Origin of the sequence: Carnobacterium sp. (assembly GCF_040274945.1) — a bacterium.
Taxonomy (GTDB): Bacteria; Bacillota; Bacilli; order Lactobacillales; family Carnobacteriaceae; genus Carnobacterium_B.
Genome location: NZ_JBEMAR010000007.1, coordinates 39,091 through 56,199, shown reverse-complemented (window position 1 = coordinate 56,199; position 17,109 = coordinate 39,091). Strand labels below are relative to the sequence as shown.

Below are 17,109 nucleotides of genomic sequence, written 5' to 3'. Positions count from 1 at the left end.
ATCTATAGTATAAATAGAATCAACGATCAAATAATTGATCTTTATCAACTTTTTTAGAAGTAACTGAAGGAATAATTTTCTGTTTTTTAATTAGTAAGAGGAATAGTGTAGTAATTTGATTTTTCCATAAGCAATCTCTTCAATGGTTCCTTCTTTTTCTAATCGAGCTAATTCTCGACTTAAGGATTCAGAGGTTGTTCCTAAATAAGATGCTAAATCTTTTTTAGCCATCTTTAATTCAATAATGGGTTCAATTTCCTTTGAATCGACTAAACTGATCAAAAAGTGTAATAATCTGTCTCTTACAGTCTCAGTAGTAGCCCAAGCTGTCTGTTGCTCAGACATTCCCAATCTATTAGAAATTGTAGCTAACATTTCAACAGCCATCATGGGGTATTGTAAAAGTAATTCATGAAAATCTGCATGTTTAATAGCACAAATTGAACAGTCTGTTAGCGCTTCTGTAAACGCTTCGTAAATACCCTTTTTAAATAAAGCTAATTCTCCAGTAAACTCTCCTTGAGTCACGATTCGAATCAATTGTTCTTTTCCAGAATCTGATAATCGGTATACGCGTATTTTTCCACTTTTTAATACGTAAAGGGAATCTGCAGTTTCTCCAGGCCGATAGATCGTTTCTCCGCGAGAGTAGTGTTTGTGTTGTATTAATGAATGGATTTTTTCTTTTTTCTCCGCTGATAATGATTGAAATAATGGGATAGAATCTATGCAAGTATTTTCTGTTTTTTGACATTCATAAGTATGATGATCAGATTTAAAATATCTTTTATTCATCTTGTAATCTCCTCAATAATTTCTCACAATTCGTTTTTAGTTTACCAGTTTTCTACTAAATATAAAAGACTTCATTAATTTTTTTAGGGTGATTGTACTTGATTTAAATCAAGTCTATCAAAAAAATATTACGTTATAATTAACGTGTTAAAAAAGTGTTTAAATTCTTGTGCATAATTGAACAAAAGGAGAATGAAAATAATGAGTATAAAATTGACCCAACCTCAAGTAATGCTGCATCAGATGGTTACAGATTTTGCTGATAAAGAAGTGAAACCGTTTGATATGTGGATTGACAAACACAGAGAGTACCCTTCAGAATTATGGAGCAACATGGTGAACACAGGCTTTTTAGGGTTGACCATACCGGAAGAATATGGTGGTGCTGGATTCGATGCTATCGCTAGTTCTCAAACGGTATATGATTTTGCTGTTCGGAATGCGAGTGTAGCTTTTACGTTAGAAGGGCATTATAAAACCGTTGATCAAGTAATGAAATATGCAACACCTGAATTGAAAGAAAAGTATTTGCCGCAAGCAAACCACCGTGTCTTTGGATTCTCTTCAACAGAACCACAAGGTGGATCTAATGTAATGGGATTTACAGCTAGTGCTATTAAAGAAGGAAATAAATGGGTTTTAAATGGAAATAAAACAATGATTACCAATGGCGGTTTAGCAGAAGTGTACTGTGTGCTCTTAAAAACAGCACCAAATGAATTGTCTTGTTTCCTTGTTGATGAGGATATGCCTGGATTTAAACATGGTAAGAGAGAAGAATTCATTGGTATGACTGGTACGCCTGTGGGAGAAATTTTCTTAGAAAACGTGATGGTTACTGAAGATCACCTGTTAGGAAAAATAGGACAAGGTGTGGAAATAGGAGATAATGCCCACTATGATGCTCGTATTTCGATGGGAGCAATCGCAGCTGGTATCACAGAACATGCGTTGACTATTGCTGTTGATTATGCTAAAAAACGTAATGCAATTGATACACCTATTGTTCAATTACATTCTATCCAAACGAAAATCACTGAAATTGCTATTGCAAAAGAAAACACACAGTTACTTTATCAAGAGGCAGCTAAGTTGAAAACAGAAGGTAAATCTTACGCTAAAGTATCTACCATGGCGAAATCGTATGGAAGTCGTGCTTCAGTTATTGCAGCTGATCATGCTCTACAAGTGTTAGGCGGGTATGGATATAGTCGTGAGTATCCTGTGGAACATTTAATTCGTGATGCTCGGGCATTGCAACTTGCCGAAGGATCACTAGAAAAAATGATGATTGAAATAGCTAAAGAAGTTGTGAATGAGAGAGAGGAGTAATTCTAATGAGCTTAAAAATTGTAGTATGTATTAAACAAGTACCTGTTTCTAATAATTTAAAAATTGACCCGGTTACTAAAAACCTTGTTCGTTCTGGAGAAGCGGGAGTTATGAATCCTTATGATAAGAATGCCATAGAGGCAGCTCTTCGATTAAAAGAAGAATGGGGAGGCGAAATTACGCTTCTATCTATGGGGCCACCAGACTTTGAAATGACTTTGCGACAAGGCTTAGCCATGGGATGTGATGATGCCGTACTTTTAAGTTCTCGTCAGTTTGGCGGAGCAGATACTTTAGCAACAGGCTATGTTTTAGCACAAGCCATCAAGGAATTAGGAAATGTAGACTTAGTCTTATTTGGTCGTCAATCTGTAGATGCGGACACTAGTCAAGTTGGTCCAATCGTATCTGAATTTTTAGACTGGCCACAAATCACATTTGTCAGTGAGTTACATAGTCATACTAAAAACACTATGACTGCAACTCGCTTATTAGAAAATATGCAACAAAAAATTGAATTCCAATTGCCAGCAGTGGTAACCGTTCGTAGCGAAATGAATGAACCACGTTACCCAACGCCTCGTAACATTCAACAAAGCTATAAAAAAACGATTCACATTTGGGATGAAAACAGCTTGCCTGTTGATGCTGATAGAATTGGTTTAAAAGGCTCTCCTACAGTTGTACGTAGTGTATGGGCACCGGAAAAAGAAGCAAAAGCAACAACGTTCCTTACAGGAACAGCTGATGAGGCCGTTCGTGAATTGTTAATACAAATGAGAGCCACTAATTTACTTTAAGAGAGGTTGAGAAAAATGACTAGCCAAGAAATTTGGGTATATGCAGAAAAACATGTAGGGATCATCCAGCCTGTTACCTATCAATTAATAACTAAAGCAAATGAAATTGCAGGCGATAAAAAGGTTGTTGTGATTTTATTTGAATCAGCAGACCAAAAACTGGAAGAAGCTATCAAAGAATATGGTCCTGATGAAATCGTTGTTGTAAGGGATAATCGTTTGGAAAATGCGATGGATTCTGAAGTTGCCAGCTTAATGGCAGAATTAGCAGAACGTCGCCAACCGAATAGCATTCTTTTTGGTGCAACAGTTGTAGGCCGTTCGATCGCACCTCGATTGCAAGCGAAGTTAAATACTGGTTTGACTTCAGACTGTTTAAACTTATCATTTGACAGTGAATTGTTGGTTCAAACAAAACCATCGTATGGAGATAATATCATGTGTGAAATTATCAGTCCTAACCACCGACCTCAAATGGCTTCTGTCCGACCAAATACCTTTGAAGCTAAGAAAAACAGCAGCAAACCAGTTACTGTAACTGAAGTAAGTGATTTGATCTTTAAAGAAGCAAAACGCGTGAAAATTATAGAAGAAACCCCTTTAATTTCTAAAAGCGACAGTATCGCTAATGCTGATCGAGTCATTGCACTAGGACGAGGTTCTATAGATGCTAAAGAACTTTCTTTAGCAGAAGAATTTGCCCGTAAACTAGGTGCAAAAATCGGAGTAACTCGTCCTTTGACTGATCACCCTAAATTTAGTGGAGATGATCAAATTGGACAATCTGGGAATACGATTGCGCCTAAAATATTGATTAATTTGGGTATTCATGGAGCTGTACAATATACAACTGGGATAGAAAATGCTGAATTAGTGATTTCTGTTAACAAAGATCCAGAAGCACCTATCTTTAAATATTCAGATTTTAGTTATGTTGGAAATTCAGCTGATTTCTTAGAAGGATTTTTAAAGGTTATTCAATAGGTCGATACTCTAGATAAAAAAATTCAAACAATAAGAAATAACTTTATAAGAGGAAGAAGAGTAGCATCTGATTTTCAAGATGCTGCTTTTTTTTACGTTCAAGTATAAATCAAATTTCTTGAAGTTTATGTCTGTTTTTCTTATCCTTAACTTGTACTACAAATGGATGAAAGAGGAGATGTTAAGATGAGTCAGAAATTTGATGAACTGAAACAAAAACTCAAAAACGTGGATAAAGAAAAAGCAGGCCAATTGGTGAAGGATGTTAAACAAGCTCACGACGATGGCGATATTGATGAAAATGAGAAAAAAGAATTAATGAGTGAAGCTAAAAAAGCTGCTGGTGGCCTTGGTGGTTTAGGAAAATAATAATTGAAGTAGACCTATACCGATGAAGTATATTTCGGTATAGGTTTTTTTAGCGGTCACTTTCTCTTTAGTGCTATTTCTTTTGTTATACTGGTAGTAAGGAGGTGATAGGATGGTAGTATTGAAATTTTGGCTTTCTTTAGGTTTGTTTGTCTTAGTCCTAATTTTTATGTTGGTAGCGTTCTTATTAAAGAAACGCAATAATAAGAAGCTTGTTAACTGTACGAGTAAAACGTCAGGTACGGTTTATGGTTATGAAGCTCGTGGGAATGGTTTGTTTTATCCCTTAGTTGAATTTGAGGTTGATGGAACAAGTTATAAAGGAAAATTAGTTTATCGAGGAATTATGGTTAAAGCCGCTACGTTTTATGGAGAAGCAGAAGTTATTGGAGATAAGTTTGCACCAACATTGCGTGTGAAACGCAATCCACGTATTTCTTTTAATCCTTTAGAAAAAGAGATTCCCCGTGGATCTGTTCTTGATGTGTACTATAATCCGGAAAATCCAGAAGAGAATTATGTGCAGCGTTTTGTAAAAAGTATCGTGTCCCAAATATTCTTTTATGGTGCCATTTATTTTATTATTATGGAGATTTTTTTATATCTTGTTCTATAAATTTTTAGTTCCAATGAATAAGATGCTTATACTGATCTAGTTACATAGCAACTAAAACATGGTTTCTTGTAATTTAGTAATATTTGACAGGAAATAGGATATCCTTTTCCTTTTCTGGCTGATTTAGATAAAATGATAAAAAGGAGTTGATGATAGTGAATGAAGCAATGAAAATAGAGAATATCGAAACGTATATGGAACCACTAGATATTCCAGTGTCTCAAAATTTTGTCTATGGGTATACAGAACCAGGAATCATGTCTAGTTTTTCTTATGGAGCGTTAGCATCTTTTGTAGATATGCAATACTACTTGCTATTTTTTTCTTCAGAAGAAATTAGTTTAGTTGGGCTGACAATGATGGGTCAGTTTTCAGGCAATCATATTCAGATTCCTTATGAAGATATAGAATACCTTAAAGTGAAAAAAGGACTGATACAATATAAAATAGTCGTGAAAGTTAAGGGTGAAAAGAAATTGACGTTCAAGTCAAATAAAATGATAGCAGGTATAAAATGGCAAAAAAACAACTTAGCTTTTCTTGATTCAACTGACTGGTACAATAGCAAGCCAGAATAAAAAAATAACTAATAGAGCAAGCACCCTGTAGAAATGTATAGGTGTGCTTTTTCTTTTTTTCAGCTAGTTGAGGCCAAATGAAGACATATGATTTGAAATTATAAGATAAAGATTTTAAGATGGGTTTATTCATTATTAATTTAAGAGGAGAGAGATAAATGCAAAACAAAAAGTTAGAAAATCCATTAAATCAATTTTTTACTGAAGACTTTCCAAAGCAATATCAAGAACCTCCTGCATTACAAAGTAAAATGGACCCACGTCCAGATTGCGGTGAAGAATCTTATCAAGGAAATGAACAACTAGTTGGACGAAAAGCTCTTGTAACAGGAGGAGACTCTGGTATAGGTCGTGCTACTGCTATTGCTTACGCACGTGAAGGAGCCGATATTGTATTGAACTACCTTCCAGAAGAAGAAACAGATGCGCAAGAAGTAAAACAATTAATTGAACAAACTGGACGAAAAGCTATTCTTATCCCAGGTGATTTAAGTGATGAGACCTTTTGTAAACAACTTGTTGATCAAGCACATAGAGAACTTGGTGGATTAGATATACTAGCTTTAGTTGCTGGTAAACAACAGGCTGTTGAAGACATCTTAGAACTTACGACAGAACAGCTAAGACAAACCTTTGAAATTAATGTTTTCTCTCTATTTTGGGTAATAAAAGCTGCATTGCCTTATCTACCAGAAGGATCTTCTATTATCACAACATCTTCTGTGCAAGGATACAATCCAAGTGCAAATTTATTAGATTATGCATCAACTAAGTTTGCAATTAATGGATTTAGCCGAGGTCTAGCAAAACAACTAGCGCCAAAAGGAATTCGTGTTAATGTGGTAGCTCCAGGACCTATCTGGACACCGTTACAAATTTCTGGAGGTCAGCCGAGTGAAGCTATTCCAACCTTTGGGCAAGATACTCCGTTACAACGAGCAGGTCAACCGGTAGAACTTTCTGATATCTATGTTTTCTTAGCTTCTACAAAATCAAGCTACGTGACTGCACAAATTTATGGTGTAACTGGTGGTACTGAATTAGCTTAACTATATTCAATTAACTGTAAAGCAGTATGAGTTCATTTAAATGACCATACTGCTTTTTATTTTTGCCTAAATACATTCAGTTTTTTTTGATAACAAACTAATAATTTTAAAGAAAATCGTTTTCAATAATGATAAAATAAAGTGGGGATTTATTAAGCAAGCAAATAGTAAAATCAAAAAATGGGATAGAAAAGGGTGGAACAGTGAATGACTTACTTGATGAAGTCATAGATTGGATAAATAAGTCAGACAAGCCGGTGATTATTGGTATATCAGGTCATGGTGCTGAAGGTAAAACAACTTTTTCTACTAAACTGACACAATTGATAGGGATAAATGAAGTATCGTATATCAATACAGATCCATATATTGTTCCGTCACAATTACGAAAATACGCCATGATTTCCTATCATTACCAACATGAACGCTATCGTTCAAAAATGACTGCTTGCCATCTAGATGCTCATCATACATCGTCTCTAGAAAGAGATATTCGAATGATCAAATCTGGATTAGATTTTTATACTATAGATACTGATTACAAAAAAAGCGAGTTGATATCTTCTAAAAAAGTCACGATCATAGAAGGAATGAGTGTCGCATTTATTGATCCTACGTTAATGGATCTGAAAATTTACTTTTACACAGATGATGAAACAGAGTTAGTAAGAAGAGTGGGAAGAGACATATTGGAAAGAGGCAGGGATATAACTGCTTTACGTCAGTCTCACAAACAACGACGAATTCAGTACGAATTGTTTATGCATCCATTCAGTCAGAACTTTGACATTATTATAAAAAATTCAAATGAAAAAGTATGGATAGAAAAAAATCTTTTAACTAAACTAGTGAAACCGAGCGAAAATTAGAGGATATAAAAATCACTCTATTATTTGTCTGAACTTATTGAACAAAGAACAATTTCTTTAACTAGATAATAGGTTATATACCTTTAAATAACAATTGCATTAATTGAGATTCGTTGTTAAAATGTTCACATGGAGAGTTGGAATACTTGGAAAAGAGAAGGTGAATGATATAGGGAAATGGTTAGAAAGTTATCGCGAATACTTTTTTTATATCCAATTATTCTTGATACTATACTTTTTATTTTTCTCAGCTAACTATACAAATATGGAGTTGGCCGGTTGGATCGTAGTTAGTTGTATAGGTCTATTTATAGTGGCTTTTTCTATTAAAGATCATTTAGTTAAGCAGAAAACGAATTATATTCTATTGGGTATTTTTTTGTGCTCTATCAGTTCATTAGTTTTGATTATGGGTTTATGGATAATTGCCACGCTAACATTGAACATGGGAAATTAAAAAAATAGCATCAAAGGTAATGATCAGCCGATTTTCGTCAAAAAAGCTGTATGAAAAATTTTTTATCAGTCTACTTATAAGGGGTGATTAAAATGACTAATCCACGCAAAAAAATGAAAACTAGCAACGGTAAATACATTAAAAGTATTGTTTACGGAGGATTGGATGGCATCGTTACAACTTTTGCTGTGGTAGCAGGAAGCGTAGGTGGAGAATTATCACTTAAAGTTATCTTGATTCTAGGGTTTTCCAATTTATTGGCTGACGGATTTTCAATGGCAGTGGGAGATTATCTTTCAACAAAATCTCAAAACGAGTATGAAAAAATGACATGGCAAAAAGAGCAATTAGAGATTGTAAACCATCATGAAAAAGAAATGAAGCGAATGATGGATTCATTTGTAGACCAAGGAGTGGATAAAGAGGATGCGAACGTAATCGTAAAAACACTTGCAAAATATGAGAAACCTTTTATAAACCAAGTATGGAAAGAAAAGTATGGTTCTGACTCAACCGAACAATTGCCTCTTAAAAATGCTATAGCCACTTTTTTGTCTTTTAGTCTCTTTGGTGTCGTTCCACTTCTGACGTACGTATTTTCACTAGGTCTACCAATTTTAGTTCAGAATTCCTTTTTAATTGCTTCTATGCTTACCGGAATAACGTTATTTATTCTAGGAGCAGTAAAGTCCAAAATTAATCAATCAAACTGGTTGAAGTCTGGTATTGAAATGTTAGTTGTTGGAGGCTTGGCTGCTGTAGTTGCCTATATTGTAGGTTTCGTTTTAGGAAATATTTGATGTAGAAGAACATCCATTTTTAAGAAACTAGAAATTTCCATAAGCAGCGTAGAGTTGCTTATTTTTTTTGCGTTTTTCTCATTTAATTTTAATTTTAACTAAGGGATAATCATGCTCGAAATCCTAATTAGATAAATGAAATACGTTTAAACACGAACAATAAATATAAAATGTTTTAATTAATTCGCTAATTATATTGTTCGATCTCTTTTTAACCGTTATACTGATTTGTGTAGAAACATGAATGTTAAGAAATAACAGAAATGATAGAAGAGTGCTTTTTATTGACTCTTGATCTTTTCGTTTGTTAGGGAGGATTTATCTTATGTCGAAAAAAATCCCGTATCTAATACTAGCACCGGGATTCATCTTACTTATTTTCTTTTTATTGATTCCATTAGTGTCAGTCATTTGGCCAACATTTTATAATGGATCATTCTCAATTGAGTCTTATACTTCTTTTTTTCAGGACTCATATAATGTCGGTATTTTTGTCCGAACAATTCGTGTTTCACTTATTGTAACGTTAATTTGCATCATCCTCGGGGTTCCTACTGCTTACTTTATAGCTGGAACATCTCCAAAATGGCGGGGGTTATTAATGGCATTTACCTTATTCCCGATGCTGACCAATTCTGTTATTCGAAGTTTTGCATGGATCAATTTACTAGGACAAAACGGTGTAATCAATAATTTATTGACCAGTATAGGGATTATTTCTGAGCCATTGGCCTTACTATATACTGAGTTTTCAATTATTATTGGGTCAATTTACTTATTTTTACCCATTTTGATCATTACATTAGTAGGTGTAATGGAAAATATCAATTCAGAAATCATGGAAGCGGCAGAAACGCTTGGTGCAAGTCGCATTAAAGCATTCATTAAAGTCGTTTTACCTTTGAGTATTCCTGGGATTATCGTAGGGAGTATTCTAGTGTTTACAGGCACGCTGACTGCTTATACAACTCCTCAATTACTTGGAGGCAATCGTAATATGATGTTGTCAACGTTTCTTTACCAAAACGCTATGACTTTGGGAAATTGGGAAGATGCAAGTGTTATTGCATTAATCATGATCATTACCACTTTACTGGTTATGAAAGGTTTTAACTTAATTGCCAATAGAATCGACAAGCGAGGTGAAAAAGATGCGTAAACAAAGAGGGTTGTCATTATTCGTTGGAGCTGTATTTGCGTTTTTATTTATTCCCTTAGTCATTATAACGATAACCGCTTTTGGAGAAAATTCGACCATTCAATTTCCAATTACTGGATTTACATTTAAGTGGTTTACAGCTGTTTTTGAAAATCAATCTTTTATAGACAGCTTTTTGTTGAGTTTAGAAATTTCCTTACTTGCAACTTTATTGGCCTTGGTTGTTGGAATTCCTGCTGCGTATGCCTTAACTAGGCACGGTATGAAAGGGAAAGATTGGATAAAAAGTTTCTTTTTATCACCAACTATCATACCTGGTGTTGTAGTAGGGTATTCTCTATTTCAATTTATCGTTATCCGCCTCCAAGTACCACTATTCCATGGGTTGTTATTAGGGCATTTTTTAATTAGTTTGCCTTATATTATTCGTGTAGTGGGCTCTAGTTTAGAACAATTAGACTTTTCAATAGAAGAGGTGGCATGGACTTTAGGCAGCACTAAATTCAAAGCTTTTACGAGTGTTGTATTGCCAAATATCTCTTCCAGTATATTTGCTTCTTTTATGTTGGCATTTATTAACTCATTTAACAATATACCTGTTTCACAATTTTTATCTGGTCCTGGTATTTCGACTTTACCTACCACTTTAATGAATTATATTGAATACAATTATGATCCAGTCGTTTCTGCTTTGTCTGTACTTTTAATGCTTGGAACGATCATCTTGATGTTTTTAATTGAAAAAACCCTTGGACTAGCAAAAGTAGTCTAGTAAGTTACTGGTACAAAAGATAAATGAGTTAAGGAAAAAACTAGATTCGAATTTAACTGCTCACTCTATGAGTCGTTTTGTTAAATACCAATAAGGAGGACATGTACTGTTATGTCATTTGTTGACTTAGAAAATATTCGTGTTAGTTATGATGGAAAAAATAATATATTAAAAGAGCTCAATTTATCTATGGAAAAAGGGGAACTGATTTCATTACTAGGACCATCAGGTTGTGGGAAAACAACGACTTTACGGGTCATTGCAGGACTGATTGAGCCTAATGATGGAACCTTTACTGTAGGAGATACCAATTTGACAAAAGTTCCTGTCCACAAACGTAATTTTGGAATGGTTTTTCAAAGTTATGCGTTATTTCCACACTTAACCGTTAAAGAAAATATTGGTTTTGGATTGAAGTTGAGGAAAGAAAAAAAAGAGGTCATCGAAACTAAAGTGCAGGCTATTTTAGAATCTACTGACTTATCAGATTATGCTGAACGTTATCCTAAGCAACTTTCTGGAGGGCAGCGTCAACGTGTAGCTCTTGCTCGAGCTCTGGTAATTGAACCTCAATTATTGTTACTGGACGAACCTTTGAGTAATTTGGATGCTAAATTGCGTATCAGTATGCGTATTGAGATCAAACGCATTCAACGCAGATTAGGTATAACGACGGTCTTTGTAACACATGATCAAGAAGAATGTTTTTCGATTTCAGATAAAGTAGCCGTTATGAACAACGGAGTAATTGAACAGTATGATTCTCCGGAAGAAATTTATAAAAATCCTAAAACGGAATTTGTGGCACGCTTTATTGGCTTTGAAAATTTCTTTGCTTTAACCAAACAAGATACACATTTTTACACAACTTCGGATGGAACGTTAATTGAAACACTGCGTCCAGCAGATAGACAACAAGCAACCGGAACGATTCGACCGGATGATATTTTACTTTCTGCGGATGGTCAAGAGGTGCCATCTAATAGTCTAGCTGGCACTATAAGAGTTCGTACGTTTTTAGGTAAGAGTTATCAATATGAAGTAGAAACAGCTATTGGAAAGCTGTTAGTCAATGATGTGCGAGTACCTGGTTATCAAGTAGGAGATAATATTTTTGTAGTTATTCCAAAAGAAAAATTGATTTTAGTCTAACCAATTATAAAAAGGGGGATTTTTAAGTGATGAAAAAGAAAGTAATTTTGGCAAGTTTGACAGTGATGAGTGCAGCCGTTTTAATGGCGTGTGGACAAGAAGCGAGTGGAGAGAACAAAGAATTAGTGATTTCTACTTTTGGATTAAGTGAAGATGTTATGCAAGAAGATATATTTGCACCATTTGAAGAAGAGTATGGGGTAGACATTGTAGTAGAGACAGGTACAAGTTCTGAACGTTACACTAAATTTGAAAATAATCCTAACTCGACTGTTGATATTATTGATTTGCCGCAATCAAATTCCTCTCAAGGAGCGACAGAAGGGCTATTTGAAGAAATCGATACAGAAAAAATTCCGAATTTAGCTGAATTGATTGATAGTGCAAAAGAGTTGAGTGATAACGGATCTGGAGCAGCATATACAGTAAATAGCATTGGAATCATTTATGATGAAGAAGCTGCTGGAATGAAGATCGATGAATTTTCTGATTTATGGGATCCTTCACTTCAAGGAAAAATCTCTATTCCAGATATTGCTACCACTTTTGGACCATCGATGATGTATGTAGCTAGTGACTATAAAGGGGTAGATATTACAACTGATAATGGAGAAGCAGCTTTTGAAGCACTAGAAGAACTTTCTCCTAATATCGTAAAAACGTATGCTAAGTCTTCTGATTTAGCTAATATGTTTCAATCGGGTGAAATTGTTGCAGCAGTTGTAGGCGATTTTGCAATTCCAATGATTTCAGAAGCTCGTCCAGCTGTTCAATATGTTGTACCAGCTTCTGGAACGTATGCCAATTTTAATACTGTAAACATTAATGCGAATTCCAAAAACAAAGAAATGGCCTATAATTTTGTAAATTGGAGACTCAGTGAAGAATTACAAACCATCACAGCTGCTTCATTAAACGAAGCTCCAACAAATAAAAAAGTTGAATTAACTGGAGAAGTTGCTGAAAATAAAACATATGGCGACATTGCTGAGTTAACTAAACCAGTAGATTTTGAATTTGTGAATACTCAAATGGACGATTGGATCAAAACATGGAATAGAACGCTGAACCAATAAAGAAACCAATAAAATAGATGGAAAAAATAACCTCTTCTCTATATAAGAGGTTATTTTTATAGTAGAAAGGTGAATGACAGATGAAAGTAGATAAGATTATTACGAATGTACAAGTGTTTAATAGCTTTTTAAAGAAATTTGAATGGAAAGATGTGGCCATTCTTAATGGAAAATTCTTTTCGATAGGAATAGAGGCACCGGCAGATTTGAAATCAGATGCTACTATTGATGCGAATGGAAACTACATGATTCCTGGATTGATCGATATCCATATGCACATTGAAAGTTCAATGGTTCCTCCTTCAATTTTTTCGAAAGCCGGTTTGACCCATGGAGTAACAACGATTGTTGCTGATGCTCATGAAATTGTTAATGTATTTGGCGTAGAAGGAATGGAGGCCTTTATGAATGAAGAAACGGAAATGGATATTTTTTATGCGATTCCATCTTCTGTCCCTTCAACGATTCCAGCATTAGAAACGACAGGCGGATTCATAGGAGTAGAAGAAGTTCAGCAATTATTAAACCATCCTAAAGTAATCGCTCTTGGGGAAGCCATGAACTTTGACGGTATTGTGAATGATTCAGATTCTTTGATTCGTCAAATTTTGCATACCGTGCAGGAAAAGAAACCTTTTATGCCTATTGAAGGACATGTACCGCTCGTCTCAGGATTGGATTTGGCTAAATTTATGTTCCAAGGTATAACGGCAGATCACACCCAGCAAAGTCCAGAGTCTATTTACGAGAAAATCAGCAGTGGAATGTTTATTGAATTGCAACGCAAATCGTTGACGAAAGAAAATATGGAAGTAGTAGTGAACAATCAATTTTATGAATACTGTGCCATTGTGACAGATGATATTATGGCAGACGAATTGCTGGAAGGGCATCTAAATAAGAATGTTCAACTAGCGATTCAAGCAGGTATTCCAGTTGAACAAGCGATATATATGAGCACATATACTCCAGCAAGAAGGATGGGATTTCAAGATCGAGGTGCGATTGCTTCCGGTTTTAAAGCTGACTTTATTTTTTTAGAGGATCCTGCAAAAATGGAAGCTTCAGCCGTTTACAAAGAGGGGAATTTGATGCATAAAAATGGGAATGAAATAGAGTACCCCAAAACTAAACCAGTTTTTCCTGCTTCCTTTTATTCTTCCGTTCACTGTGAAAAAGTTGAATTAGATGACTTTCAAATTCGAGTTGAAGGACAGACTGCCGTTTGTAATGTGATTCGTATAGCTGAAATAGGGACTTTTACTGAATGTGTTCAAAGAGAAATCTCAATAAAAAACGGTTATTTGGATTGGGAATCAAGTGGCCTAGCGTTAATTGTAGTAATGGAACGGTATGGGAAATCTGGGAATACAGCATATGGTCTTGTCGAAAATGCACTGACAGAAAAAGGAGCAATAGGAACAACTTGGGCACATGATCACCATAATTTGATGGTGATGGGAACAACGGTTGAAGATTTAGTAGTAGCCCAAAATAAACTGGTTGAGATACAAGGCGGTTACTTAACAGTTGAAAATGAAACAGTTGTAAGTTGCTGCCCGCTTTTGATCGGTGGAATCATCAGTGATGCGCCGATTCAAGTTATTGGACAACAATTAAGTGAGGTACGACAAGGAATGATTGATTTGGGCTACCGCAATGCTAATGAAATCATGTCTTTTTCAACATTGTCTTTACCTGTTTCTCCAGCTATAAAAATTACGGATAAGGGACTATTTGATGTGCGAAGTCAACGCAAGATTCCGTTATTGGAGGAAATTAAATGAGAACATTGATTAAGCATTGCCATGTTTTGACGATGGATATTAAACGTACTGAATATCCTGATGGTTACTTAATTATAGAAGATAATGAAATTTTTCAAATAGGTTTATATGATCAGCTCTTACAGTCAGAAAGTAACTTTGATGAAGTAATTGATGCTCATCAAACAATCGCGATTCCTGGTATGGTAAATACCCATACTCATATTGGGATGATCCCTTTTCGGTCGTTAGGTGATGATTGTCCTGACCGGTTGCGTCGTTTTTTGTTTCCATTAGAAAAAGCCTGTATGACGAAAGAATTAGCCTATCACAGTGGCAAATACGCAATTGCTGAAATGCAATTGGCTGGTATTACGACATTTACAGATATGTATTATTTTGAAGATGCTCTAGCGCAAGCTACTGATGAAATGAAATCTCGAGCCGTTTTAGGAGAGACCGTTGTTGATTTTCCAACTTGCGATACTCCAACAGCTCATGGTGGCATTGAGTATGCTAAAAAGTTTATTCCAAAATGGCTCGACCATGAGTTGATTACACCGGCCATTGCACCTCATGCACCAAATACAAATGATCCAGCAGCATTAAAAGCAGCTGCTGCGCTAGCAGAAGAGTACGGTATTCCAATGACCATGCATGTAGCAGAAATGGATTATGAAATGAACCATTTTAGAGAAAAGTATAATGCTACACCTGTAGAGTTTTTACAATCAATTGGTGTTCTTAGTCCTCGTTTTATCGCAGCTCATTGTATTCATGTATCTAGTCAGGATCTCCAAATTTTAAAACAAGAAGGAGTTGGGGTTGCTCATTGTATTGGAGCGAATACGAAATCAGCTAAAGGAGTCGCTCCAATACAGGAAATGCTCAGTCTAGCTATTCCAGTGGGTTTAGGAACAGATGGACCAAGTAGTGGCAATACATTGGACTTATTTACGCAAATGAAACTCGTGGCTAATTTCCATAAGACAGCTTTACTTGATAGAAAGGCTTTTCCTGCTAAAGAAATTGTAGCAATGGCTACGATTGAAGGTGCGAAGGTATTGAATATGTCCGATGAAATTGGTTCTTTGGAATCTGGAAAGAAAGCCGATATTGTATTAATAGAAACGACTTCAGTAAATATGTTTCCGATTTTTGATCCTTATGCAGCGCTAGTTTATTCTGCAAATGCATCAAATGTACGTGATGTCTTTATCAATGGGACAGCAGTGGTTCGGAACAAACATTTGGTGAATAATGATTTATCTGATTTGCGTTCCAATCTAGCAACTGAAATGACAGTTTTTTCAAGAAAAGCCAAAGAGTTAGCTTGAAAAAATCATGCTTTAGACCGATACATTTTGGTCTGGCTACAGTTATACTAATTGTAGTCAAAAAAAATGGAGGTCATATAAAAATGAAAATGAAGACAAAGCAAAATAAGACCCCAATGTCACAAGTGAAGTCTCTCATTCTTTCTTTATTTAATACAAAAACAAGTGGGAAAAAGAAATTAATGGTAGCAGGGATCATCCTCTATATCATTAGTCCAATCGATTTTATCCCTGATTTCATTCCTGTAGTTGGATATGCAGATGACGTCATTCTTCCAATACTCTTACTCGTTGCTAATAAATTACTTTCAGATGATACCCAAACAAACACTGCTCAAATAAGAAAAGAAGCTGAAAAAGCTTAACAACTAAATTAGATATGAAAAAGAGAGCTGGCTAGGATAAAAGTTAGCCTCTCAATACGTTTAAACCTTATTTTTCTATGGAAAAGTAAGGTTTTTTGTTTCACTTGTACATGAAACCATCTTTCATAGATAAGTGAGGGTCTTTTTCATTCTCACTCTTCCATGAAGAACCGTTTCATGGACAAGTGAAGTTTGTTTAATGCGCCACTCTTCCGTCAAAGGTCATTTCATGGAAGAGTGACACTACATAGAAAATGAATAGGCTTGAAAAAATAAGCATAACAGTTAGAGGGTCGAGGTAACTTGGCCTTTAAAAAAAATAATAGAAAAAGTGATTAGGAAGTGGAAAATTAGTGGAGAAGAAGTCGGCGACATTTCTAGTCTGGTTTATTGGGTAGAAACAACTAAAAAATTATCAAGTAACTTTTTAGAAAAAGAAACTGCTGAAAATCCAGCAGAAATTCTTGGAAATACTTTTCTTGGAGACGTCTTTCTAAAGAAGCGGTTATCACTGAATTTGATGACTTGTTAAAACAATATTCATAAGTAGCTGTTAACCAAAATAATAGGAAAGTAATGTACTCATGCTGAATGGGATATACTACTTTTTTTAGTTTGATAAAAAAGTACTTGTTATTTCTAGTAAACGCTTATATAATGGCAATATTGTGCTAATTAGTACAAATGAACAAATAAATTATCCGTATCCTTAGTTTTTGGTGTGATAAAGTGTCTTTTTGTTGCTGTTGTCTATTCTTTTTCCAGTTTCTACCATTGTGGATAAAAGAGTACACAATTTTTTTGTTTAATTGCTATTAATGAGTACAGCAATT

At 35.0% G+C, this 17,109-nt stretch carries 18 protein-coding genes; 17 read left to right on the top strand and 1 reads right to left on the bottom strand.

Features of this window, described 5'->3' with window-relative positions; all coding sequences use genetic code 11:
• Nucleotides 1-90: 90 nt before the first annotated feature.
• Nucleotides 91-795 (bottom strand): Crp/Fnr family transcriptional regulator, encoded by a 705-nt coding sequence (locus ABS916_RS08605; RefSeq protein WP_034537611.1) that lies wholly within the window; start codon nt 793-795, stop codon nt 91-93.
• Between the two features lie 201 nt (nt 796-996).
• Here ABS916_RS08605 and ABS916_RS08600 point away from each other — a divergent pair, with 201 nt between their 5' ends.
• The 17 genes from ABS916_RS08600 (at nt 997) to ABS916_RS08520 (ending at nt 16,808) form a co-directional block, all read left to right on the top strand.
• A complete protein-coding gene (locus ABS916_RS08600) occupies nt 997-2,127 on the top strand; it encodes an acyl-CoA dehydrogenase family protein (protein WP_034537609.1) in 1,131 nt (376 codons plus the stop codon).
• A 5-nt stretch (nt 2,128-2,132) separates the two neighbouring features.
• Nucleotides 2,133-2,927: an electron transfer flavoprotein subunit beta/FixA family protein gene (locus ABS916_RS08595; RefSeq protein WP_034537607.1), complete on the top strand. Its 795-nt coding sequence runs from the start codon at nt 2,133-2,135 to the stop codon at nt 2,925-2,927.
• 15 nt (nt 2,928-2,942) lie between these two features.
• On the top strand, nt 2,943-3,911 hold the full coding sequence (locus ABS916_RS08590) for an electron transfer flavoprotein subunit alpha/FixB family protein (protein WP_034537603.1): 969 nt from the start codon (nt 2,943-2,945) through the stop codon (nt 3,909-3,911).
• A 162-nt stretch (nt 3,912-4,073) separates the two neighbouring features.
• On the top strand, nt 4,074-4,280 hold the full coding sequence (locus ABS916_RS08585; RefSeq protein ID WP_201768286.1) for a hypothetical protein: 207 nt from the start codon (nt 4,074-4,076) through the stop codon (nt 4,278-4,280).
• A gap of 112 nt (nt 4,281-4,392) precedes the next feature.
• On the top strand, nt 4,393-4,896 hold the full coding sequence (locus ABS916_RS08580) for a DUF3592 domain-containing protein (RefSeq protein ID WP_023179175.1): 504 nt from the start codon (nt 4,393-4,395) through the stop codon (nt 4,894-4,896).
• Between the two features lie 155 nt (nt 4,897-5,051).
• Nucleotides 5,052-5,474 (top strand): hypothetical protein, encoded by a 423-nt coding sequence (locus ABS916_RS08575; RefSeq protein ID WP_350451494.1) that lies wholly within the window; start codon nt 5,052-5,054, stop codon nt 5,472-5,474.
• 158 nt (nt 5,475-5,632) lie between these two features.
• A complete protein-coding gene (locus ABS916_RS08570) occupies nt 5,633-6,523 on the top strand; it encodes an SDR family oxidoreductase (protein ID WP_350451493.1) in 891 nt (296 codons plus the stop codon).
• A gap of 203 nt (nt 6,524-6,726) precedes the next feature.
• Nucleotides 6,727-7,392 carry a uridine kinase family protein gene (locus ABS916_RS08565; RefSeq protein ID WP_350451492.1) on the top strand — a complete coding sequence of 222 codons (666 nt, stop codon included), beginning with the start codon at nt 6,727-6,729 and terminating at the stop codon, nt 7,390-7,392.
• A 549-nt stretch (nt 7,393-7,941) separates the two neighbouring features.
• On the top strand, nt 7,942-8,649 hold the full coding sequence (locus ABS916_RS08560; protein WP_350451491.1) for a VIT1/CCC1 transporter family protein: 708 nt from the start codon (nt 7,942-7,944) through the stop codon (nt 8,647-8,649).
• 325 nt (nt 8,650-8,974) lie between these two features.
• Nucleotides 8,975-9,808, top strand: a complete 834-nt coding sequence (locus tag ABS916_RS08555) for an ABC transporter permease (protein WP_350451490.1) — start codon at nt 8,975-8,977, stop codon at nt 9,806-9,808.
• The gene (locus ABS916_RS08550) at nt 9,801-10,580 is read left to right on the top strand and encodes an ABC transporter permease (RefSeq protein WP_350451489.1); all 780 of its coding nucleotides are present in this window, start codon (nt 9,801-9,803) and stop codon (nt 10,578-10,580) included. The genes ABS916_RS08555 and ABS916_RS08550 overlap by 8 nt, the downstream gene beginning before the upstream one ends.
• Nucleotides 10,581-10,691: 111 nt before the next feature.
• Nucleotides 10,692-11,732, top strand: a complete 1,041-nt coding sequence (locus tag ABS916_RS08545) for an ABC transporter ATP-binding protein (protein ID WP_350451488.1) — start codon at nt 10,692-10,694, stop codon at nt 11,730-11,732.
• A 29-nt stretch (nt 11,733-11,761) separates the two neighbouring features.
• Nucleotides 11,762-12,808 carry an ABC transporter substrate-binding protein gene (locus ABS916_RS08540; RefSeq protein ID WP_350451487.1) on the top strand — a complete coding sequence of 349 codons (1,047 nt, stop codon included), beginning with the start codon at nt 11,762-11,764 and terminating at the stop codon, nt 12,806-12,808.
• Nucleotides 12,809-12,888: 80 nt separating this feature from the next.
• On the top strand, nt 12,889-14,595 hold the full coding sequence (locus ABS916_RS08535; RefSeq protein WP_350451486.1) for an adenine deaminase C-terminal domain-containing protein: 1,707 nt from the start codon (nt 12,889-12,891) through the stop codon (nt 14,593-14,595).
• Nucleotides 14,592-15,911 carry an amidohydrolase gene (locus ABS916_RS08530; protein WP_350451485.1) on the top strand — a complete coding sequence of 440 codons (1,320 nt, stop codon included), beginning with the start codon at nt 14,592-14,594 and terminating at the stop codon, nt 15,909-15,911. Before ABS916_RS08535 ends, ABS916_RS08530 begins: the two co-directional genes overlap by 4 nt.
• Nucleotides 15,912-15,994: 83 nt before the next feature.
• Entirely contained in the window at nt 15,995-16,276 is a 282-nt protein-coding gene (locus ABS916_RS08525) for a YkvA family protein (RefSeq protein WP_350451484.1), read from the top strand.
• A gap of 331 nt (nt 16,277-16,607) precedes the next feature.
• Nucleotides 16,608-16,808 carry a hypothetical protein gene (locus tag ABS916_RS08520; protein WP_350451483.1) on the top strand — a complete coding sequence of 67 codons (201 nt, stop codon included), beginning with the start codon at nt 16,608-16,610 and terminating at the stop codon, nt 16,806-16,808.
• The last annotated feature ends 301 nt before the right edge of the window (nt 16,809-17,109 follow it).

What these genes read in the sequence shown, in the direction of transcription:
- ABS916_RS08560 (WP_350451491.1), top strand. Translation starts at nt 7,942, where the DNA reads ATGACTAATCCACGCAAAAAAATGAAAACTAGCAACGGTAAATACATT.
- ABS916_RS08535 (WP_350451486.1), top strand. Translation starts at nt 12,889, where the DNA reads ATGAAAGTAGATAAGATTATTACGAATGTACAAGTGTTTAATAGCTTT.
- ABS916_RS08580 (WP_023179175.1), top strand. Translation starts at nt 4,393, where the DNA reads ATGGTAGTATTGAAATTTTGGCTTTCTTTAGGTTTGTTTGTCTTAGTC.
- ABS916_RS08605 (WP_034537611.1), bottom strand. Translation starts at nt 795, where the DNA reads ATGAATAAAAGATATTTTAAATCTGATCATCATACTTATGAATGTCAA.
- ABS916_RS08540 (WP_350451487.1), top strand. Translation starts at nt 11,762, where the DNA reads ATGAAAAAGAAAGTAATTTTGGCAAGTTTGACAGTGATGAGTGCAGCC.
- ABS916_RS08555 (WP_350451490.1), top strand. Translation starts at nt 8,975, where the DNA reads ATGTCGAAAAAAATCCCGTATCTAATACTAGCACCGGGATTCATCTTA.
- ABS916_RS08590 (WP_034537603.1), top strand. Translation starts at nt 2,943, where the DNA reads ATGACTAGCCAAGAAATTTGGGTATATGCAGAAAAACATGTAGGGATC.
- ABS916_RS08600 (WP_034537609.1), top strand. Translation starts at nt 997, where the DNA reads ATGAGTATAAAATTGACCCAACCTCAAGTAATGCTGCATCAGATGGTT.
- ABS916_RS08585 (WP_201768286.1), top strand. Translation starts at nt 4,074, where the DNA reads ATGGATGAAAGAGGAGATGTTAAGATGAGTCAGAAATTTGATGAACTG.
- ABS916_RS08570 (WP_350451493.1), top strand. Translation starts at nt 5,633, where the DNA reads ATGCAAAACAAAAAGTTAGAAAATCCATTAAATCAATTTTTTACTGAA.
- ABS916_RS08550 (WP_350451489.1), top strand. Translation starts at nt 9,801, where the DNA reads ATGCGTAAACAAAGAGGGTTGTCATTATTCGTTGGAGCTGTATTTGCG.
- ABS916_RS08545 (WP_350451488.1), top strand. Translation starts at nt 10,692, where the DNA reads ATGTCATTTGTTGACTTAGAAAATATTCGTGTTAGTTATGATGGAAAA.
- ABS916_RS08530 (WP_350451485.1), top strand. Translation starts at nt 14,592, where the DNA reads ATGAGAACATTGATTAAGCATTGCCATGTTTTGACGATGGATATTAAA.
- ABS916_RS08525 (WP_350451484.1), top strand. Translation starts at nt 15,995, where the DNA reads ATGAAAATGAAGACAAAGCAAAATAAGACCCCAATGTCACAAGTGAAG.
- ABS916_RS08595 (WP_034537607.1), top strand. Translation starts at nt 2,133, where the DNA reads ATGAGCTTAAAAATTGTAGTATGTATTAAACAAGTACCTGTTTCTAAT.